At 42.2% G+C, this 22165-nt stretch carries 14 protein-coding genes; 3 read left to right on the forward strand and 11 right to left on the reverse strand.

Annotation, left to right across the window (positions count from 1 at the left end; genetic code table 11):
* The 9 genes from HMPREF9969_RS06075 to feoB all read right to left on the reverse strand — a co-directional run.
* Positions 1-260: hypothetical protein (locus HMPREF9969_RS06075; protein WP_009434975.1), on the reverse strand; the 260-nt coding region annotated here is incomplete at its 3' end.
* A gap of 22 nt (positions 261-282) precedes the next feature.
* A complete protein-coding gene (locus tag HMPREF9969_RS12840) occupies positions 283-453 on the reverse strand; it encodes a hypothetical protein (RefSeq protein ID WP_156787954.1) in 171 nt (56 codons plus the stop codon).
* Positions 454-2023: 1570 nt separating this feature from the next.
* Positions 2024-3406, reverse strand: coding sequence for an Ig-like domain-containing protein (locus HMPREF9969_RS06080; RefSeq protein ID WP_009434970.1), 1383 nt, complete (start codon positions 3404-3406; stop codon positions 2024-2026).
* Positions 3407-3453: 47 nt separating this feature from the next.
* On the reverse strand, positions 3454-4581 hold the full coding sequence (locus HMPREF9969_RS06085) for a BACON domain-containing protein (RefSeq protein ID WP_009434979.1): 1128 nt from the start codon (positions 4579-4581) through the stop codon (positions 3454-3456).
* A gap of 101 nt (positions 4582-4682) precedes the next feature.
* Complete coding sequence (locus HMPREF9969_RS06090) at positions 4683-6197, reverse strand: DUF4302 domain-containing protein (RefSeq protein ID WP_232212658.1); 1515 nt, start codon at positions 6195-6197, stop codon at positions 4683-4685.
* Positions 6198-6218: 21 nt separating this feature from the next.
* The gene (locus tag HMPREF9969_RS06095; protein WP_009434968.1) at positions 6219-7124 is read right to left on the reverse strand and encodes a putative zinc-binding metallopeptidase; all 906 of its coding nucleotides are present in this window, start codon (positions 7122-7124) and stop codon (positions 6219-6221) included.
* A gap of 31 nt (positions 7125-7155) precedes the next feature.
* Positions 7156-8844 carry a RagB/SusD family nutrient uptake outer membrane protein gene (locus tag HMPREF9969_RS06100; protein ID WP_009434980.1) on the reverse strand — a complete coding sequence of 563 codons (1689 nt, stop codon included), beginning with the start codon at positions 8842-8844 and terminating at the stop codon, positions 7156-7158.
* Positions 8845-8892: 48 nt separating this feature from the next.
* Complete coding sequence (locus HMPREF9969_RS06105; protein ID WP_009434972.1) at positions 8893-12201, reverse strand: SusC/RagA family TonB-linked outer membrane protein; 3309 nt, start codon at positions 12199-12201, stop codon at positions 8893-8895.
* 1478 nt (positions 12202-13679) lie between these two features.
* Positions 13680-16163 carry a ferrous iron transport protein B gene (feoB, locus tag HMPREF9969_RS06110; RefSeq protein ID WP_009434967.1) on the reverse strand — a complete coding sequence of 828 codons (2484 nt, stop codon included), beginning with the start codon at positions 16161-16163 and terminating at the stop codon, positions 13680-13682.
* A gap of 533 nt (positions 16164-16696) precedes the next feature.
* Here feoB and HMPREF9969_RS06115 point away from each other — a divergent pair.
* From HMPREF9969_RS06115 to HMPREF9969_RS12845, 3 genes are all read left to right on the forward strand, one after another.
* Complete coding sequence (locus HMPREF9969_RS06115) at positions 16697-17185, forward strand: D-Ala-D-Ala carboxypeptidase family metallohydrolase (protein WP_009434976.1); 489 nt, start codon at positions 16697-16699, stop codon at positions 17183-17185.
* Positions 17186-17298: 113 nt separating this feature from the next.
* Positions 17299-17799, forward strand: a complete 501-nt coding sequence (locus HMPREF9969_RS06120; protein WP_009434971.1) for an HU family DNA-binding protein — start codon at positions 17299-17301, stop codon at positions 17797-17799.
* 64 nt (positions 17800-17863) lie between these two features.
* Positions 17864-17959, forward strand: coding sequence for a smalltalk protein (locus tag HMPREF9969_RS12845; RefSeq protein WP_155716537.1), 96 nt, complete (start codon positions 17864-17866; stop codon positions 17957-17959).
* Between the two features lie 1449 nt (positions 17960-19408).
* Here HMPREF9969_RS12845 and HMPREF9969_RS06125 read toward each other — a convergent pair.
* Entirely contained in the window at positions 19409-19900 is a 492-nt protein-coding gene (locus tag HMPREF9969_RS06125) for a pyridoxamine 5'-phosphate oxidase family protein (RefSeq protein WP_009434974.1), read from the reverse strand.
* Positions 19901-20771: 871 nt separating this feature from the next.
* Positions 20772-22165 (reverse strand): hypothetical protein (locus tag HMPREF9969_RS06130; RefSeq protein WP_232212659.1); only part of this gene is annotated, 1394 nt, incomplete at its 5' end.

Below are 22165 nucleotides of genomic sequence, written 5' to 3' on the forward strand. Positions count from 1 at the left end.
CTTGATTGATCAGGGACAAGTTCGGTAGAAGCACCGCAGTCGTTAAAATCAACAACAGACTTTTGATTATCGTTATTACTACTTACAGCACGTGAAGTAGGGGCTAGATTATCATAGCCTGACTCGATGATCTCAATTCCAACTTTTGCTTTTTGATTACTCGCAGCATCATTTTCTACATTGTTATTACAGCCTACTAACAAGGCTATCACTGCACCAAAACCAATCTTTGTTATTGTACTCTTTAAATTGTATAACATCTTTTTAAGTCTTATCAATGGTTTATTCAAATCCGTGTTCATCGTCTCCTCCGATGGTTTCATTCGGATTCCAATCTTCTTCACTAGAGTTATTTGCATCAGGAGTTATTGGCTTACTAAAACATATCATGCCTTCATACTCACAATTAATCTGCACCACTCTCGGTGGAATATAGGTTCTCTTCTTTCTCATAAATGGTTTAATTGTATTTATTAAATAGTTTTGTTCTAATATAGAAAATGGCGTATTAATTGGCTGCAAAGGTATTAATAAACCTTTATTTACCCCCCCATTTTTGTTAAATAAGCATAAACTATATATAAAACAGTTGCTTTCTCAAATAGAAAGAAGCCTCCCCAAGCCCCTCCAAGGGAGGGGATGTGTTCCTCCCGAAGCTCTTCTTTGATTTAAGGTGCAAAGTTCACAATTCAAAAATGGTGATTACTTCTGTTGTTGGAAGGCATTAATAAATTCTTTGCTAGGGCATTTTTAACACGGAATACACAAATGGCACAGAGCCTGAAAGGGACACAGAGTTCCTAAAGGAACATGGGAATACACAGAAGCTAACGCCCTTCTTTGATTCAACTAAAAGCCTCACCACCAACCCCTCTCCGAATGGAGAGGGGAGTGAAAACCATTGTTTGCAAATAAAGGGAGCGTTTCGTTGGTGTGAAGAAAGGCTCTCTTCATAACGAAGAAACGCCTTTCTGCAATCGAGAAGGGCGTTTCCTTAATTTCAAAATACAATTACCTCTATCCCCCCTTACCACCCTCTCCCATCCTACTAACAGTATTCACTCCCCTCTCCACTCGGAGAGGGGACGGGGGAGAGGCTTCTTCTCACCTGCTCCCGTTAGGTATTCCTCCCCTTGGGGGAGGTTAGGTGGGGTTATTCCATTCGGAGAGGGGACGGGGGTGAGGCTGTAGTTGGACGGAGGTTCGGCTTTCCTCCCCATCAAGCAACCCATCAAAAGAAGAACCCCGAGAGCTCTCTTTTATAGAACTCTCGGGGTTGCAACATTACTAAAGTATTCGTTTAATAATAAAAACTACTATTATCTTACGCTAATTGTACCAAATCTCACCACCGAGTAAATGCTTTGCACTGGCGGTCTCCTGATTATTCTGATTCTCGAAGTCATAGTCATCGAAGAAATCCAAGGTCTTAGTTTCTTTCATTTTAATTACCTCCGTTAATTAGATTAATTAGTAAATTCAATGTTCATACATCGTTAAATGACATGGACAAAGATAGGTAAAATAATTGTAAAAAGCAAGTGATAACATCTTAAAAGGCTATTTTTTAAACATTTTTTACCTGCTCCTCACCTTTGTCTAACCCTCCCCTCGTAATCTCACTGATAGTCAGTAGTTTGCAAAGACAGCCATTCCTTGTGAGAAGGACACTATCCGCTTGTTTATTAAATGACAGATATTAGGGACGAAAGAACATTTTTTTAAGACAAAAGAACATAAGAACAAAAGTATTGTTAATGCTGAAGAAGATGGGATAAGTTTCATATCATCACCTTCTCCACATCCCCTTTCACAATGCAAACAAGGATAAGCAAACCTACTTCACATATCTAACATAATATAAGAGCCTTGCTAACATCACTGTCCGCAAGGCTCACTAAAGTCATTTAAAAGACTTTCTTTTAACTATAAAAATTCTATATGAAGATACTACTTCAGCATTGATAAGAGTCGAGATACATCTCTATTCCTCTCTTATCGACCACCTTTTTGTACCTAACTATTACTCAACAACATTGATAGCCTTTGACCCAACAAGTTGCTTCACGGCTGTTGCTTCACTCCCCGCATCCACATATATCGTCTTTAAAGACGTGTTTCCATCTATAATAAGATACTCGTAATCTTCGTCAAAGTCGCCATTGTTCTTTAGATTTAGCTCTGTCATCGCAGACATATTCTCGGCTTCTATGTTGCGAACAATAGGATTAGAAGATAAGTCAAGTTTCTTAATTGGATTATTAGATACGCTTATCTGGAAGAGCATTGGCAAGTGCGATGTATCAAGTTGACTAAGTTGATTGTCATAAACAAAGAGGAACATCAACTTAGGAAGGTCCAGTGTAAGCGACTCAAGAGCATTATCATAAAGGTTAAGACGCTGTAACACTGGTAGATTCTCAAGTGTTATCTCCTTCAAAACATTGCTATTAGCATGCAACTGTTGTAGTGCTGGGAGATTACGAATGGTCATCTTCCTGATGTTATTCTTAGTGACTTGAATCTGCTCAAGGGCTGGTAAATCTACAGCAGTAAGTTCCGTAAGGGCTGCACCATTAGCCATAAGAAGCTGTAACTTATTTAGTTGGCTAATATCAAGGCTACTTATATTGGTTCGCTGGATGTAGAGTTGTTCCAAGTTAATATTCTTAGAGAGATCAAGAGCTGTGAGTTCTGTATCATAAAGACGCAAGTCTTTAAGATTAGTCATCAATGATACATCTAGCTTTGTGATGTTATTACCACATAAGTTGAGCGTCTCCAAACTGGCTAACTTCTCAATAGAAGCAGCGTTGGTAATATCTTGATTCTTCAAATTTAGTGCTCTTAAATTCGTGAATTGCTCCAATCCTACAACGCTCTTGATAACCTTATCGGGGAGAGCATCACCCTTACTGTCGAAATGGAAATCAATATCTGTAACCGCTTTTGCCTCTTCTGGGGTTATTTCTCCATCATTATCTTTATCAATAGAAGGCTGCATTGCAAGGAGTTGACGCTTCAAGTTAGCATCCTCAAAGGCGATGGGTTGCTTGTTAGGATTCTGCTTTACAGTAACAGAACACTTCAGTTCGAGGCGCTCTCCCTTACTTTTAACAACTGCAATAATATTCGTCTTGCCAACACCTACAGCCTGGACATCCGTCTTATCATGCGTACGATTGACTGGAGAAGCTATATTATCGGCACCAGTTATCCAAAAGACTTCCACGTCTTGAGGTACACCTGTAAGTGTAACAGTCGCTTTATCGCCCACTGTAAGCGTAAGTTCACTTGGATTCAATTGAGGTTTCAACGTCAAAACAACATCTTCTTTATCACGACAAGCTGTGAGTAAGAAGATGAACAATGTAGCAAACGCTGCATATAATAATCTCTTCTTCATAATAAGTTGGTGTTTTTTGTTAATAATGTAAGCCCAAACGTAAGGTCTTAAAACCTCGTTTTTGCCCTCGTTGCGGCTGTCACTACTTCACGTAAGAAGGGTTCGTCCATCGAAAGAAGCGACCCTACAAAAGTTTCTGTACTAAAGGTTGCACCCGTAGCTGCCGCAAAGATTAGGGAATTAAGGCGGTTACCATTCACGACATTACCATCAAGATTACAATTCATCTCACCTGTCTTTGTCGTAAAGAAGCTACCGGAGAGGACTCCACTATCATTACTTACAATAGACTTACCACCTACCTTTGTACTATACATCAATAGGAAGACATTCGCCGTCATACTTGTTCCATCTCCTTTAATATCACCTGTAAAAGTTCCCACATTATCAATAGACTTTAAAGAGAGCTTTAGGTTTGCCTCATCAAAGGTCACTGGAATCTTCCAATCGAAGCCTGCACTAGTGCTGCTAATATGCAGGAATAGCTTACCAGACTCTTGCACAAAGTTTGCAGGGAACTCTATACCACGTTGCTGACCATTAGCATTGTAAGTTCCAACCAATAAGTAAGACTTGTCAATGATATCTGCTAAAGCGCCTTGGGTCACTACGATGGAATCACGAACATTCCCACTGCTGTAATTAATCCTAGCTGTTCGAACGCGCCCAGTGGTATTTTGTGTATATTTCACTATGAATTTATCATCATCATAACTTGCTGTAAGCCATTCAGCAGTCGTAGTTATGTTTATACCATTGGTGTGTTCAAGGGCAAACTGTTTCTCTCCTGCTTGGTCATTAACAATATAAGAAGGTTCAGCCTGCAATGAGAAGACTAGCCCAGTCTGCTGAACTGTAAGCTGTGTAGAGTCTTTTCCACTCTTAATAGTAAGTCTTGCAGAACGCCCATTGCCACTCTCATTAGGCTGTGCAACGACCTTTACGGTCTTTCCTTCAACCATTGCAACCGCCCAGGAACTATTCAGAGTAGCAGAGATAACACCTGGTGCTGTCACTTCTACACTCCCTTCGCCACCTTTAGCACCGAAGAGAACATTTGCTTTCACTACTTGTACTTGAGAATCCATCACGTAAGGATTCTCTGTATCATCGCTACATGCAACCACAACAAATAGGGTGGTTAGCAGCATAAACATCGAATATAACTTCTTCATCACATATATCTTATTAAAAAATCGGTGTATCCTAACTGCTAAGAGCATTCTTCCGTTCCAACAGCAAGGCTACACCGAGAATATTAAGTGTGAACTTTTATCTAGTTCTTAACGATCTTCAACTTCTTAAACGACTCGTAGCTGCCGAGGTAATTACCTGCATCTGTACCCTCACCTTTGAATGCGCTCATCCAAAGAGCTTCTACGGCACCACCTAAAGAAGACTTTCCTGTGAGAGCGCCAGAGGTTTCGTAGGTGCCTGCAGCATTCTTCGTATAACTCAATGGGAAGCTACAAGTGAATTTACCATTGTACCCTGACCATTGATTACCCTCATAGAAGAAGATGTTGTAGAAGTACCATGTATCGCCACTAGACATCAATGACTTTCCCATTAGCTGTCTACTTTCCATGTCCAGAGCAAGTTTCTCGGAATTCCAAGTCAACTCTATGGTAACAGGAACACCACTGGTCGTCCACTTCATGAGAATCTTTCCATCTGACTCACGGCTTATTGTAGCCGGAGTAGTTTGTGCGGCGTCATAGAAATCATTGAAGTATAAGGTGTAATTACCCGCTACATCCTTATCAAAGTCAGCCTGTGTGACAGTGATCGTAGACTCTCCATCAGCTGTCTTGACCTTGATAACTGCCTTGTTGATATGCCCAGATGTATTGGCAGGAGCCGATACCTTAATACCATTAGACGTCTTTGTAACTGTCAGCCATTCAGAGCCTTCAGAGGTAGTAACCGACTGGATATCATCGCCAACATAGAGTTCTCTCTCGAAAGCATCGTCGTTCTTGGATAGTTGAGGTGTGAAGCCATATAGCACGATATTGGCGTCTTCCTTTGCAGTGAGCTTGTTTCCCTCTGCATCAAAGGTCATTTCGCTAACCTTCACACCATTGAAATCCAATGGACTATAGAACCGGATGCCCTTATCAGTAAGTGTGTAAGCAACCTTGCTGGCCACTTCTTTATCGCCAACTGATAAGTTTAGCCTGTGATTAGAGAACTTCATCACAACCTTCTTGTCCCCAACTCGACCCTTGCCTTCGGACATCTTGAAGGTAGATTTCATCTTTTTAACAGCTGTGAGGTACTCCGTCATGGTCTGATCAGTCAACTTACGGAGGTACATCACATTCTGATTGCGCTTTCCGTGTACCACGATTAAATCACTGCCAATGCTATCGATGACAAATTCGAAGTCTCCACCGAACGCCGTAGTCCGGTCAGAACTAGGCGTAGCAAGGTAGTGCATCCATGCATTATACGTATCGAACGTCAGCACAGGACCATCATCAGCGGTGGTCTTATATAGAGATGTGATTAGATTAGAGGGGTTGGGAGATAATTCACTACCAACGGTTACCTTATCCGCATCAAACTTCAATACAAAAGCAAAGCCTCCGTACTTCCGTGTCTTATCGGGGTACATATCGAGAACCCATCCCTTCTCTGAACTTGCTAACACATCCTTTGTCTTGTCGAGATAGTCCTTCATCTGTGCAGCAGACGACTCAGGAAACACATCCTCTTGATTCTTCAAACATGACTGAAGCGTCAATGCGGGAAGAAGGAGGAATAAATATGCTAATAACTTATTCATCTTCATAATCTTCAATACTTATTAATTATTGACGGTAAGGTCGGTCAGATTAACTCTGCCAGCCACAATATCATCCTCACGTTGGAGCACTGTCTCACGCAACTTATCAAGATCTATCTTCCATTGTGTCTTCATGTAAGAGCGAACAATGTCCAGTTTCTGTTGGATGAGCTTAGCTCCGTCGGTTCCAGCCTCCGTCATCCACGCATCCCATTGGGACTTTGGATTAGTGATATAGATAGATAACATCTCTGCGAAGTCCTCCACATGTGAATGCTGCGCATAGGCTGAGATGAAGCCATGCTTCAGGTAATACTCCGCCTTCCAATATGGCTCTTGACTCCAAGCATCGGACACGTACCCAGTACCCGTAATGAGTTTGAAGTTTGCAGGGTAGTCCTTTGTCTGATTCATGATGTGTGTGAACTCATGATGAATCGTCTTCAAATAATAGGTGTTGAGCTCTTCTCTACTCCTCAAGAACTTATCTAGATGATTAGTACCAGCCAGAAAGATTTTCTTTCCACCCTCGGCAGTACCCAAGATCATCGTTCCATTGTTCTTAAACTCGAAGTCACCAACAGCATAGAACATCTTTGGGAAGTAAGCACGAGTGAAGTTCACGCCTGCCACTTGATCGTAAGCCTCCAAGCAAGAATACTTCACGATGTGTGCCAATTTGACTGCATCTTCCACCTTTGCAGGTATGTTGAAATAGTTCATATCAGTCTCGTTATCCTTGTAACGATAGAGGAACTCAATATTATAAGGTGCTACGAAATTGGCATCCAACCACTTGTCAAACTCGCTGTTGCCGGTTTCATCAGGCTGAATAACACTGGTGCTGTCCAGTTTATCCTCACTACAAGCAGTGAAGGTCATACCTGCCATCGCCAGCAATAAGCTATATATAAAGTATTTGTTCATAACTTATGTCTTATTTAAATAACCAACATTATCAATTCTTCGGAGCCCTTATGAGCTTGTTAGAGAAGTCCACATCCGAGGTAACATTATTGAGGAATTTGTCCAAAGGACCAGCTGGTGCCACCACTGTTGAGCTCTCCCCATTACGTGGGTTAGGCTGTACTCCGGCGTTACGCTGCGGTAGAGGAATCTGAACGGCACGACGTGGATCGTCTTTCTTCAGCACATCCAAGACCTTACTTGGCTGACCGCTGGCATCCATTTCACGGCGTGGAATCTCAATACCATAGCGTTTGATGTCCCACCAACGCTTACCTTCTTGTACTGTCTCAATGCGTCGGAAGCCCAATACACATTGTAACATCGTTTCCTGTACAGAGCCTTCTGCGTCGATATCAAAGGCTGGGTGGAGGTGTTTCTTTACTGTTGACTGCAAGTGATCAACGTCATCATAACAGTAATTCACGCTGTTATAGAAGTTTTGAATCAGTGTTGGAGTCAACGTAACAGTGGTTTTTACGATGTTGTGCATCCATGCGTTGAGATCTTCGCAAGCCTTGTCATACTGTTTCTTCATTATGAGTGCCTCTGCTCTACTAAGCAAGACTTCATCCGTAGTAAACAATGGCAAGGTCAGACGACGGAATCCCGTCTGTGCCACAGGGTCAGTATATTGGAACTTATAAGCCATCTTGTTAAAGAGACAAATATCGAAGTTCGCACCCGCCATATTAAGTGGTCGCTTGTAATAACCGCCTGATCCCCATACATTGTTAGCCAAGATGTCCTCGTTGGCACCAAGGTATCGACCATGAGAATAGCGCTTGTAAACAACGTATGCGCCGAGGTAGATACCTGAAGAAGAGTAGAAGTCGGAGAACATAAGGTTACATCCTAGGTCCGCACTGATATAATGATTGATTAATGCATCATTATCATCTGCCATACTTCCGAGTACTGACCAGTCACGCAGCGGACCACGCTGACCACCCAAACAGAGGTCGGCATACTTGATAGCCTCATCCCATTTCTCATAGAAGAGATAGAACCGAGTGGCAAAAGCATAGGCTGCTTTCACATTGAAGTGATACTTAGGCACCTTATAGTTATCGCCTACCAATGGTAAAGCCTCCTGCAAGTCCTTATCAATCTGTTCGTAGACTGCAGCTACAGAAGCACGTTCGTGCTTAGCAGTAATCTTCTCCACTTTCGTTGACAAAGGCACTCCTAAATCTTTTGTGCTCGTCTTTGTATTGTAAGCAAGACCAAATTCATTGACCAAGATAAAGTGTGCATAAGCCCTACAGAGCAATGCTTCCGCCTTCAGCTGTTGTGCTTTTTCATCCGAGAACTTATACTCTTTGAGTGATTCGAGCACCTGATTCGCATTGGCGATACAATTATAACATGACGACCAAAGGCGTGAAGGCGCCTCATTCGGAGACTCGGTAACATCCTTCCAGAAGTATATCTGGTCACCCAAACGACCTCCGTTAGGATTCTCTGCACCATAGTAATCAGCATTATCCGACATCAGTTCGTTCACAAGAGTGTATTCGTAAGAAGGATAGGAACTTGTCAGAAGGTCTGACATCTTATCCTCCGTGTCAAGAACAGTACGATTATCTGGCATTGTATCAAGGTAGTCATCGCAAGAAGAAAGCGTAGTTACAGATACTGCTGTAGCCAGAACCGATAGGAAAATATATTTCTTTTTCATATTGTAAATATCTAACTATTATGAGAATACAGTTTCTTATTGTCTCTCTTAAAGTCCTAATCTCAGCGTCAAAGTAAACTGCTTTGGTGTAGGAACAGCCACACCACCAGTATTGAAGAACTCAGGATCCTGTCCGTTGAGCTTCTTATCAGCATAAATCAAGAAGAGATTGGTTGCTTGAAGTTTCATTGCTAGTGTGTTAACACCCAATGCCTTCACAACAGACTTAGGGAAGTCGTAACCCAAAGAAATCTCTTTCATACGAATGAAGTCGCCCTTTGCCACACGAACATCTGAATAGTTATATGCGCTGTAAGCATACTTTAGATTAGAATCATTGAAGTTCTGACGGCGAGAAGCTATAACAGGAACATTCGTGACCTTCTCATTTCCGGGTACAATCCATCGGTTGCGGAACTCCTTAGTCATGGATGTTAGGTCGTCATACTCATTGCTGAAGACATCGTCCAAACGGATTACATTACCGAAGGAATAAGTAACGAACACATTTAAAGAGAAGTTCTTGTAACGGAAGGAGTTACCCAAAGAACCCGTAAATGTAGGGTCGATAGGTCCTTCATACTTGAGGAACTTAGTCTTCTCTTGGTCGCGTTCCTGGAAGAGGATGCCCGTTGTGGTAATATTACCATTCTGATCGAGGAACGTTGGGAGTCCTTCTTTATTCAAACCACGGAACGGGATAGAGAACATTGAGCGTACTGGATAACCCACGAGTGGGAAACCTGTACCCTGCACGAGGTCTAAGATACGTGCTGGAGAGTAAAGATCAGTAATCTTATTCTTGGCATGTGAGAAGATAAAGTCACTGTTCCAAGAGAAGTTCTTACGCTTAATATTCTGTGTAGAAAGTGTGAACTCCAAACCATGTGAACGCATAGAAGCAACGTTCGCACGCAAGAACTCACCATATAACTGGCTATTGAAGTAACCGATGAGGTCATAGTTATTACGCCAGTAAGCATCTATACTGAAGTTAATGCGATTGCTCAAGAAACCTAAGTCAGCACCGATATTGAACTCATGCTTCTTCTCGTAAGTAAGATCGGAGTTACCCATTGTCATGCTCATACCCGTTTCTGACAAGCTAGCGAATGGACGCCAAGGGGTTGAACTACGATAGATTGGCAACGCATTGGTCACATTTGGACGGTCACCCGTTAGTGAGTAACTCAAGCGCAAAGTGGCATGTGTGAGTGCATCCTTAAATGTATTGGCAAACCAACTCTCCTCATGTGCATTCCAAGCGGTTGATATGTTCCATGTAGGAAGCCAACGGGCAGAACGCGCCTTACCTAAGTAGTTGGTTCCTTCATAGCGTACCGTACCAGTCACCTGATAGCGATGTGCAAAAGAGTAAGTGGCAGTTCCGAAGAAAGCAGCACTACGATAATGGGTGTTAGTCATCCAGAAGTAATCCGACTTCTCCTCCTGTCCTTTCTTGAAGACTTGGTATGCGTAGAGAGGAATCTCGCCTTTTGAGTACTGCATACCCCAGCCACGGAACCATATTGAATGGCGGTTTGTATAGTTTGTTTCCATACCACCATAAACGTTAACGATGTGCTTCTCTGCAAATACATCATTATAAGAGAAGGAGAGACGGGTGTCCCAACCGAACGAGCTATTATCTGTTCTCTCATAGATACCACCATAAGGAAGAACCGTGATAGGCAAGTCGTAGATGTGATCAGGGTCTTTGTACAAGAATGGGTTAGTCTTGCGAATAGTTGATGTACCCATCTCACGATAAGCAAGAGCTTGATTTGAATTATCAAGGATATTATGCTCCTGCGATGTAGCAGCCGACTTTACAGCAGCCAAGAAAGTAAACTTCAACTTAGAAGTAGGCTTATAATCAATGCTTCCCGATATACGGAAATCGTGCACAGCAAGGTCGATATAGTTATTATTCAACTCACTGAAGATATTGAAAGGAGCATAACTACGTGTGTAGAAGGTATGTGCATCCAATGCACGAGATGTATTCAGCGCATAAGAATAAGGGTTGATATCGAAGTCACGCTTTACTGTTCCTGTTACAGGATCAGTATCTGAACTCAATGTTCCTGGTGCTTTTTGCTTACGATAAGAGGCGTTGCCAATGAGATTGACAGAGAGCTTCTTACTTATATTATGTGTGAAATTGAGGTTTGCGGTATAGCGTTGAACCTTGCTATCGAGCGTCCATCCTGGGTCAAACATAGCTGATAAAGAACCATAGTATTGGCTCTTATCCGTACCACCAGACACACTTACAGAGTGATTATGCATGATGGCGTTAGAGAAAAGCTCATCGAACCAGTTTGTATTACGGTACTCTGCATCACGAAGATACGCCAGTTTCGCAGCTTCCGTATTAGGAAGTCCGAACTGCCCCTTGTCTGGATCGTATTGAGTTATCAGTTGATACATCTTTCCGTAGATACCACTATTGGCTGCATTAGCCGTTTCTGCATAGTTAAGATAGCCCTTTTGCTGCAATTCCTGATAGATTGCCATCTGGTCTTGAGAGTTCATTATGTTGAAATTGCGGTAACTTGGCTTCAGTCGCAAGGTGTATTCTCCAGTGTAATTGATGTGTGCTTGACCTGCACGACCCTTCTTTGTCGTTACAACAATCACACCCGCCATCGCGCGCGCACCATATATAGAGGTGGCAGAACCATCCTTCAGGATCTGAAAACTCTCTATATCGTCAGAGTTCAAACCTGCAATAGCAGAAGAAATAAGGGTGTTAGCGTCACCTGAAGAGAGTTGGTCAGCCGATACATCGACCACATCTTCCATGATGACACCATCTACCACCCATAGAGGCTTTGATGATCCGAAGATAGAAGTAGCACCACGCACACGAATCTTAGGTGCTGTACCAAAGGTTCCTGACACGTTCTGAACACTCACACCAGCGGCTTTACCTTCCAAAGAACGGCTCACATCCGCCATACCATCAATCTTCGCTTTAGAGGCATCAAGCTTTGTTGCCGCACCAGAGAACAATCTCTTGTCCTGTTGGGTCATACCTGTAACGACAACTTCATTTAGTGTGTGATTGTCATTAGTAAGCGTTACCACCATTCCAGCCTTAGGACTTAAGGTTTGGGTTGCCATACCAATGTAACTCACGACAAGCTTCTTTCCTGCAGGAACATCAAGTGAGAACTTACCATCAATGTCGGTAACTGTACCCATCGTTGTGCCTTGTATCATAACAGAAGCACCTATGATGGGATCACCATCGTCCTGAGAAATAACAGTACCAGTAATCTTTGTTTGGCCGAAAGCTGTACCAATTGACAGCAAGAGAGCAAACAAGAATAGTGCTAATCTTTTCTCCATAGATCTCGTTTTTGATTTAACTGAATTGAAAATAGTGATATTATACTATTAAAAACGTCGCTCAGCAGTAACGCTTCGCATAGTTATTTTAAGTATAGAATTAAGTCTCTTCGTTTATGGCTTTCGCCTTCTTCAAATGTTATTAGTTGATAATTATTATAGTTTAAAACCTTACGTGCATAACAAGTAGGCTCGATGACAAATTTAGATAATAAATAGAAAAAAAGCAAGTAATTGATATAAAAAAATACAATTCAGCCTTTATTTTATTGCAAGTATCATTATTTATAATCTAAAAATTCATGTTTTATGCAGCGAAATAGGTGCTTACAATATAAAAAATGTAAATAAAACACGCATTAATTAACACTTGGTTATTATCGAAGAGGGACTGCACTACGAAATAATTACAGCCTATCCGCTAGCCTATCTACAGCCCCACCACAGCCTATCTACAGCCTCACCCCCAACCCCTCTCCGAATGGAATAACCCCACCTAACCTCCCCCAAGGGGAGGAATACCTAATGGGAGCTGGTGAGAAGAAGCCTCACCCCCTCTCTGAACCAACGGTCACTGACCGAAGGGAAGTAATGGAGAGGGGAGTGAAAACTATTGTTTGCAAATAAAGGGGGCGTCTTGTCAAATTGAAGAAAGGCTCTTTTCATAACGAAGAAACGCCCTTCTCGATTGCAGAAGGGCGTTCCTTTAATTCTAGAATATGATTACCTCTATTCCCGCTAACCATCCTCTCCCATCCTACTAGCAGTATTCACGCCCCTCTCCATTCGGAGAGGGGTTGGGGGAGAGGCTGTAGTTGGGATGGGGGTGAGGCTCTCCTTACTATCAGAACACTCCTTTTACACCTTTACTTATAACCTTTAATAATAAGAATAGATAATATTACGCTTTATAATTGATATACATCAAGAAACATCACAATCGATGAAAAATAACCCTCAAAACGTTTGTCACTTCAAAAAAAGGGTGTACCTTTGCATCGTAATCAAGATACAATACGTATCTAATTACCAATGAGGTCTTAGTATCTTTGTAGGTACATAAGGTTGCTCAGGATTACAATTTGAATAAGAAGATTTGTTTAGGTTAGTAATAGATTTAGGTTTTTAGTTATATTTTAGGTAAAGATTGTAGAAACATCAACGTCGTGAGACGATGGTTATTCGGAGGTAACGGAAGAGCGGAAGCTCTGCCGTTTTCTTTTTTATATAGGGCTTATGAAGAACGTTGAAGTGCAATTTGATTTATATTATTAGGTGTTTTCTCAAAGACAGAAGGACGATTACCTCTGGTGCTACTAGGGGTTCAAAGGAATTCGGGAAAGCTGGTTGTCAAAAGGAATTGGGGCGATATTGTGAGGTTAGTAACACTCGAGAAAAGAGAAAAGCTAGTCGCCTTAAGATTCCTAAGACAACTAGCTTTTTTATTTCTAAGAGCTTGCAAGGTTCTTTTCTATACCTTATCCTATAAATAAACAGCCTATTTGGAAGACCACCGCACTGACCACCCACGCCAGAGCTGTGGTGTATCCTGCAGCAAAAAGAGCCCATCTCCAACTGCCCGTCTCACCTTTTATCGCAGCAATCGTGGCTATACAAGGGAAATAAAGCAGCACAAAAAGGAGGAAGCAGAAGGCTGTCAGCGTTGCTACTGGCTGTGCTTTCTCATAAGAGATACCATGTAATTGCGCTACATCTTGCGTTATCAGTTCGTGTAACTTCACATACTTCCCTGATTCGGAACTGAAGTTACTATCGTCCTTAAAGCTATCGTCGTTAGAATAAAGCACTCCCATCGTGGAGGCAACAATCTCTTTTGCACCCACACCAGCCAACAGTCCGACATCTAACTTCCAGTTGAATCCCATCGGACGGAACACTGGTTCGACTGCACGACCTACTCTTCCGATGTAGCTCTGTTCCTGTTGTTGCTGATTGGAAACGCTCGGATCGTCCGTATGAGGGAAGTAACCGAGTGCCCAAACGATGATGGATGCAACCAAGATTATGCCTCCCATCTTCTTCAAATACTGCTTTCCCTTCTCCCAAGTATGCCTTCCAATCGCCTTCCAAGTAGGGAATCGATAAGGAGGAAGCTCCATCACGAAGGGCGTGTCTTCGCCTTTTACAACGAAGGCAGAGAACAATCGACTCATTACAATAGCCATTAACACACCGATGACATAGAGTGACAACATGGCTAATGACCGATATTTAAGGGCAAAGAACGAACCTGTTATCATAACATAAATAGGTAGTCTTGCCGAACAACTCATCAATGGAAGGATCAACATTGTTATGAGTCTACTGCGCTGACTCTCAATGGTTCGGGTAGACATCACCGCTGGTACGTTACAGCCAAAGCCCATAATCAATGGAATGAAGGACTTTCCATGCAGCCCCATCTTATGCATTAAGCGGTCCATAATGAATGCCGCGCGTGCCATGTAACCGCTATCTTCCATGTAAGAGATGAAGAAGTAGAGGATAAGAATCTGTGGTAAGAACACGATAACAGCCCCTACTCCACCGATAACTCCTTCTACTAACATCGCTTTAACAGGTCCGTCAGGCATATTCTGGCTGATGAAGTCGCCTAACCAGGCTACTCCTGCATCGATCCAGTCCATCGGGTACTGTCCAATAACGAATGTTGCGGTGAACATCAAGAGCAAGATTAAGAAGAAGATAGGGAACCCTAAGTACTTATTCGTTAGTATCTTGTCGATGAGATGGGTTGTTTGATAGGTGTCTTTCTTATCTCCTGTGGTATAACCCGACTCCTCTAAGGCTCCGTGAATGAACCCGTATTTAGCGTCCATGATGGCTGTTTCGCAATCGTTGTGCGTTTCTTCGTTCACACGTTGCGCTGCTCTGTCACGGTGCTGGAATATTTCTAGGGAATCGCCAAGCGGTTGGATGAGTCGTTCCACATCCTTATCGCCCTCAAGGAGTTTGATGGCAAGATAGCGGGTAGAATACTTCTGGCGCAAATCAGGGTAACTCTTTAAATGTTCCTGAATATCTTTTATACCCTGTTCTATCTCATGTCCGTGGTTAATATGGATGTGCCTGAACTGTAAACTCTCATCTTCTTTGCCTTCATAAACGGCTATCACCTGATGAAAAAGCTCTTTCACACCACGTCCAGAGGTAAAGACTGTGGGCACCATAGGCGTTCCGAAGAGCTCAGATAACTTCTCGTAATCAATATGGTCGCCCCTTTCTTCGGTCTCATCATACATATTTAAGGCGCAGACCATGCGCACGTGCATATCAATGAGCTGTGTGGTGAGGTAAAGGTTACGCTCTAAATTGGACGCATCGATGACGTTGATGACGATATCGGGCGTCTCCTCGACCAGCTGTTTACGTACATATAGCTCCTCAGGACTATATGCTGACAGGCTATAAGTGCCTGGTAAGTCGACGAGATGGAACTCATATCCTTCATACTCAGCACGTCCCACCTTCGCATCTACAGTCACTCCGGAGTAGTTACCCACCCTTTCATGCGCTCCAGAAGCGAAGTTGAACAAGGAAGTCTTCCCACAGTTAGGGTTGCCAACGAGTGCTACATTGATTGTCTTAGTGCGTCGTTTCACCTCTTCCGATGGTTCCGAAGGCATCAAGGCATGGTCTTCTTTATCATGCGGATCCGCCATTGTAGCCGTATTCAGCTTCTGTTTCTTGTCCTGGGAATCGCCTTTTTGCACCTCATCAAGGTGCACAACCTCTATTTGGTCAGCCTCGCTATGTCGCAAACTGACCTCATATCCCATAATCTTATACTTCACTGGGTCACGAAGTGGCGCATTCAAAAGCACCTCCACTTGCTTTCCTTCGATAAAGCCCATCTCTATTATGCGCTTACGGAAACCGCCATGTCCGGACACCTTAACGATGACTCCGACTTCACCCGTTTGTAATGATGATAGTTTCATATCTATTCCTTTATTTGCATTGTTCGATTAGGTGCATCAAAAGTAATACTTGTTCGCTCTCCTTCTAACGCTCCTAACACAATAAGCAAAGGTAGTGAAAAAAACTGATAAGACGCTGGTTATTGGCGTTTCTAAGTAGTAAATACCTACTAGTAGGTATCTATTCAGACGAAATAACACGAAGTCATGGTATTTATTTGACAGTTTCCTTTCATTCAAATCAGCCCTATCGTGAAGAACTCCCGATAGGCTCTCTTTCCTCCTCGAATAGGCAGGGAAGAAAGGAGGCGGTGCTGATGGCGTTGGAAAGAGACGCCTCCTTCCCCCCTAAAAGGGCGTTTCCTTCATGCCAAGAGAGGCTCTCTTTCAGGCAAGAAGGGCGTTTCCTTCAATCCACCTAACGCCCTCCAATAACTCTACTAACATCCCTATGTAGCTCTTACTTGCTTTCCCTCGCTTTGAATTGTACCTTTGCAATGTGTTCAGAAAGCATCTGTTCACATAAACAAGTTATAATATAAATATATATGTATATGAATGTAAAGAATCGAAACCCAACCTCCGTTGACCTCGAGCAACGCCTTTCTCCTCACTTCACACTCGGTGAGATGTTGCGGTCGGGAACGGCTATTCAATTAAACATTGATAATATGCCGGGGAAGAATCCATCACCTTTTGAACCTTCGTATGACGATGTCATAGAGAACTTAAAGGCATTGGCTGTGAATGTGTTAGAACCTCTCAGACAACAAGTAGGACGAGTGATTATCACAAGCGGATACCGATGTCAACAACTCAACGAGGCTGTTGGAGGCGTAGCTAACTCTCAACACTTGCGAGGTGAGGCGGCTGATATACATTTCACAACGCCCGAAATAAGGGATAAATATATCCGTGTGTTGCTCAAAACAAACTTTGATCAAATCATTCTGGAGCCTGTCAATCAACCTGTAAAGCGTTGGATACACGTCAGTTACAAACGTTCTGGGGGGAATCGACACAAGTTTATCAATCACAGATAAGGCTTCGAATGAATCAAAAGTACGCTTTTATAGTATTATATCTTTATATATTTACATTTTCAATCATTTGTTATTTACATCATTAATTATTCACTTTTTAAATCATTAAAACTATGTCTATTAAGTATCGTTTGTATCAAGACAACCGCACAAACAGTAAGCACAAGGGTGCATGGTACGCCCGCGCCTTCTCTCCCGAACTAGTGGATATGAAGGAGTTAGCCAATCGCATCAACAATTCCTGTACGGTGACTCACTCGGATGTGATTGCTGTCATCACTGCACTAGTGGGCGAAATGAACTACGCACTGCGTGAGGGTAAGCGTGTGAAACTCGACAGTTTGGGTACGTTCCGAGTAGGAATTCACTCGCAAGGGGTGACGAATGCCAAGGATTTTAACGTCCAAAAGCATATCTCCCGACCTCATGTTATCTTCACACCAGCCGTTAGCGTTGGGGCAGACCGACGTCGCACACCGCTCTTATTGACGGGTTTAAAGGTGCAGGAGTCGCTTGTTTACAAGGGTTCCACTAAGAAGAAAGGGGGCAAGAAAGGCTCCAATCCCGCTTCATCTGAGGGCAATGAGGAACATGGACCAATATCTGCTGGATAATAGAGTGTCTATTGGCAAGAAGAGAGTTAAGTACTAATTTTTTCATTATTAAAGTCGTATAAACATGATCAAACCATCTACATGGAGAACAATTCTCCAACTAGCTGTGACCATTATCACCGCTATTGCCACCACTTTGGGTGTAACGTCTTGTAGGTAATTAACCTACTTCTACAACGCAGCCTGCGGACAACCAGTACTCTGGTGTTCGCAGGCTGTATCGTTTCTAACACCTTGCTCCCCTACTCCAGTAAGTTTCATGCGCACTAAAAAAACGTAAGCTGTTTCGCAATAGATGGTCGGTAGCAACACAAGAAAAGGTAACCTGCCTTTGTATTGACAATCAATAATTATACAAGAAAAGGTAAACTGCCTTTGTATTGACAATCAATAATAACACAAGAAAACGTAAATTGTCTCGGGATAGATGGTCAATAGTAGTCTAATTAGTAGACTTTATTACGCCTATGTATCGTGTTGATTCTTAAAGTCTTACGCTGGTAATAGCCGACAAATACGTAAGTTTCGACCGACCAAAGGGGAACTTCCATGCGACAAGTTGGTAGGCTCTTTGCGACAAAAGGGGAGGTTATTTTGAAAGAGGGCGACAGAAAGGGAGGAAGAGGGCGACAGAAAGGGAGGAAGAGGGCGACAAATTAGTAGTTTGTAGTGCTTTTCTTTCCTTTTTCTTGACATTATCTCGATTATAGCGAACGTTTATCTCTTCTCAAGCTCGGTTTCTTCTTTTATGAAATGGATTGTCTTTAATAATCTAAACGTGCAACTCTCACGTTATCAGTGATATGTAGTTATGTGCGACAGATTAGTAAGTTTATATCCTAACAAGCATTAGTAAGAATGCGACAGATACGGAGTTTATTGAAAATAATTAAACTTTACACTTTTTTGTCGCCGTTTATATAAATATATAATAGAATGTTTATGTTTAAAGATAGCGCACAGCTGGAGCATTGAAAACAAATATCTAGGGCATTGAAAATCCGTTTTTATGACAGAAGAACAGGCTTTTTAGACAAAAGGACATAGTGACATATTATTTTAATGACAGATGTTTAAGACAGAGGAACATAGGAACAAAGGTGCAAATAACACGTGTTTAGACAGAAGAACATAGTGACATACTTTTTTAATGACAGATGTTTGAGACAAAGTAACATAGGAACAAAGACATAAGTAACAGATGTTTTAGACAGAAGAACATAGTGACATACTTTTTTAATGACAAATGTTTAAGACAGAGGAACAAAGGAACAAAGATGTAAGTAACAGATGTTTTAGACAGAGGGACAGGCAAACAAAGGTTTTCGCCAGGCGTTTCTCATTTTCAGGAAAGATTAGATTAGTCTATTCGTGGTGACTGATAAAATTTGAAGAGGGCGTTCCCTTACCATGAAGAAAGCCTTTCTTTACCATAAAGAGAGCCTCTCTTCGATACGAAGAAACGCCCCCTTTGAATTAAGGAAACCTTTTCCTCACCTGCTCCCATTAGGTATTCCTCCCCTTGGGGGAGGTTAGGTGGGGTTATTCCATTCGGAGAGGGGTTGGGGGAGAGGCTGTAGATGGACTGTGGTGAGGCTTTTCCTTTCCCCTAATCAGCCGTATGCACCTTCTTTCTCTTCCCACTGAATTCAGTGAAGTCAATGCGTATAATCTCCACACGATGGAAACTCTTGTGAGCGTATTTATCGCCAATCTCCTTGAAATCAGCCGATAACTTATCGATTAGAAGGTGCAGGGCGTGCATCTTCTCTTCGTCAGAAAGGTGGATACGAGCCTCTCCGAAGAAGATAGCACTCTCATATTCTGTGGTGAAGTTACGCGGTAACAAGTGGACGTTACCAATGATACATAGCGACACATTAGGGTTCTTTTCAATGGCATCTAACTTCCTTCCTGATGGCGCACAATGGATATACACGCTGTGATCACCATCCCAAACGAAGTTGACAGGGATACCATAACCTGCGTTATCTGCCACCATGCTCAATACTCCATACTCACCATCTCTTAATAACGCAAGTGCTCGCTCCTCGTCCATCAGGCGATCCTGACGACGAACACGGTCGTTTACATATTTCATTTGCATAGTTTTTTATTATTTATTCAACAATGTACTTGATATAAAACAAGTATATCGCTTGCAAATTATCTTTACACTTATCTCTTCTTATTAACCCTCTTCAACATCGAAGAAAGGCTATGATACAAAAAAGCCTTGACTGATTCACATCACCCAAGGTTTAAATACTAAAACTAAATTAACCACTAAAAAAACTTGATGCAAAGGTAGTGATTTATTTTCAAAACGCAATGCTCGACCGCAAGAAAAATGCTTTTAGACTATTACTTTTAACCTTTATTATAAAACGAAAGACTTTTGTCGTATCCTACTGACTATTAGTCGAGATAGTGGAAATCGTGTACTGCAAGTAAGAAAAGTAGCTGTAATATTTTGCAAGCTATACTTTATGAAAATATTAAACACTTTCTTACTTGTAATGTTTATAACATTCTCGTCTATAAAAAGCCTTTTCTAGGCGTTGTTATTGCCCTATTTGTCCATATTAGAGATTACATTTTTCTTTACTAGAAAAGTGTAATTAATACGCTAGATTAGCATTCCGATGGACCAAACTAACCGAATCGAACAGCCCAACGACAGCCTCTCCACAATCCAACTAAAGCCTCTCCACAACCCAACTACAGCCTCACCCCCACCCCCCTCTCCGAATGGAGAGGGGGGTGAAAACCATTGTTTGCAAATAAAGGGGGCGTTTCGTTGGTGTGAAGAAAGGCTCTCTTCATAACGAAGAAAGGCTCTCTTCATAACAAAGAAACGCCCTTCTCGATTGGAGAAGGGCGTTTAAACTATAACAAGAAACTTTTCCTCTTATATCAGAAAGACTTTATATAGTATAGAAAAATTAGAGGGAATGTTTCAATATCAGACTTTAATACAACACAAACGCACGTACCTTATACTCGAAAGGAGAGTGATTAGAAGGGAAGTAAAGCTCCCTTGCTATTGGCCAAAAGCGACTACCTCCAGAATGGGCAGTGCTTGTCCAATAATAACCATTTTGCTCTGTTGTCATGAAAGATTTACCTCCTGCATCCGTAAAAGCCTTTTCGAATAAGTATCCATACCACCGATATCTTTGGGTTAATGAGCCTATCAACATGATATCTTGTGCAAAACCGAGTAAGTCATAAGCATGGAAATAGTCTTGTTGTGATGGTAAGAACCACTTCTTCGAAGCCAAAGTTCCTGATAACGCAACACTGGGACGGAATCTTCCTGCCGCATAAAAGGCTGGGAAGTCAGGGTTATTTCCCTTTACTTTATCCCCTGTTACATTCGAAGAAGTATAACTTGCATTCCATGTCTCATCGTATCCACTAGTTGCAAACTGTGCCAGATACTGATTTGCATCAATAGTAAGATCACTATTAGATACTTGAACAGTTGAAGTGGGGACACTCCTATATTTCTCTACAGCAAACTTATACTTTGTTCCATTACCGACCTCTTCTATAGCTGCGGCAAGATGGTTTACAGGGTCAACAACAACTCCGACAGGTGTCTTTCCAGGGTTCTTATGTAGCAAGCCTGTTGTTCCGTCGCTGAAAAGATAGGTGAAGTAAGGCTTGATCTTCACGGCTATTGTATAGGTTCCATTGGCTTCTAAGACCTTACCAGCACTCACAAGGCTATTGATAGAACCCTCCATATTCTTCCAAAAGATTTGTCCTTCGCTGATATCCATCTTCAAGTTCTTTGCGTCAGTACCTGGTAGAAGATAATGGAAAGGGGCTGTTGAGGTGTAAGAAAAGTTCTTTCCATACCCTGATGCAGTATATCTTGCCTCTGTACTATTCGGAGAATTATTCTCAGATGCAGCCAATGCAGCTGTAGAGAGGGTTGTGTAAACACCCGTAACAGGATTGTATGACACCTTATTAGGTATGTTTGTCGAGTTTGAAAGGAACTTAGCTTTAAAGTCTTTTACCGTATGCTTCTGTGCTTGAATCTGTGTTCTGACACGCACACCAGCATGTTTAGAGATAATCTTTACCGTTTCCTGCGCCCAAGTAGTACCTGTTGTGACTGTTTGTCGTCCAATGCGTGCAGTTGCAGCTTTATCCAAACTCACCTCAAGAGACTCTCCATTTGCAACGACATCATCGTTGAAACAAACAAAAGTGTAAGTCTTTCCACGCATTAAAAATAGCTGGTTAGACGTGCCCGCATCAGGAGTAAAGGTTGAACCGTTCATCCTTCCCTTTAGTTCCCCTACTCTCGTTGACCCTTCATAGAATCGAATTGTATAGTGCGTATTGCCTG

The sequence above is a fragment of the Prevotella sp. oral taxon 306 str. F0472 genome (assembly GCF_000257925.1).
In the GTDB taxonomy this organism is placed as follows: Bacteria; Bacteroidota; Bacteroidia; order Bacteroidales; family Bacteroidaceae; genus Prevotella; species Prevotella vespertina.

Excerpts from the sequence above, each read along its gene's own strand:
- HMPREF9969_RS06090 (WP_232212658.1), bottom strand. The coding sequence starts at position 6,197 with ATGAATAAGTTATTAGCATATTTATTCCTCCTTCTTCCCGCATTGACG.
- HMPREF9969_RS12845 (WP_155716537.1), top strand. The coding sequence starts at position 17,864 with ATGATCAAACCATCTACATGGAGAACAATTCTCCAACTAGCTGTGACC.
- HMPREF9969_RS12840 (WP_156787954.1), bottom strand. The coding sequence starts at position 453 with ATGAGAAAGAAGAGAACCTATATTCCACCGAGAGTGGTGCAGATTAAT.
- HMPREF9969_RS06105 (WP_009434972.1), bottom strand. The coding sequence starts at position 12,201 with ATGGAGAAAAGATTAGCACTATTCTTGTTTGCTCTCTTGCTGTCAATT.
- HMPREF9969_RS06080 (WP_009434970.1), bottom strand. The coding sequence starts at position 3,406 with ATGAAGAAGAGATTATTATATGCAGCGTTTGCTACATTGTTCATCTTC.
- HMPREF9969_RS06115 (WP_009434976.1), top strand. The coding sequence starts at position 16,697 with ATGAATGTAAAGAATCGAAACCCAACCTCCGTTGACCTCGAGCAACGC.
- HMPREF9969_RS06120 (WP_009434971.1), top strand. The coding sequence starts at position 17,299 with ATGTCTATTAAGTATCGTTTGTATCAAGACAACCGCACAAACAGTAAG.
- HMPREF9969_RS06085 (WP_009434979.1), bottom strand. The coding sequence starts at position 4,581 with ATGAAGAAGTTATATTCGATGTTTATGCTGCTAACCACCCTATTTGTT.
- HMPREF9969_RS06095 (WP_009434968.1), bottom strand. The coding sequence starts at position 7,124 with ATGAACAAATACTTTATATATAGCTTATTGCTGGCGATGGCAGGTATG.
- HMPREF9969_RS06100 (WP_009434980.1), bottom strand. The coding sequence starts at position 8,844 with ATGAAAAAGAAATATATTTTCCTATCGGTTCTGGCTACAGCAGTATCT.
- HMPREF9969_RS06125 (WP_009434974.1), bottom strand. The coding sequence starts at position 19,900 with ATGAAATATGTAAACGACCGTGTTCGTCGTCAGGATCGCCTGATGGAC.
- feoB (WP_009434967.1), bottom strand. The coding sequence starts at position 16,163 with ATGAAACTATCATCATTACAAACGGGTGAAGTCGGAGTCATCGTTAAG.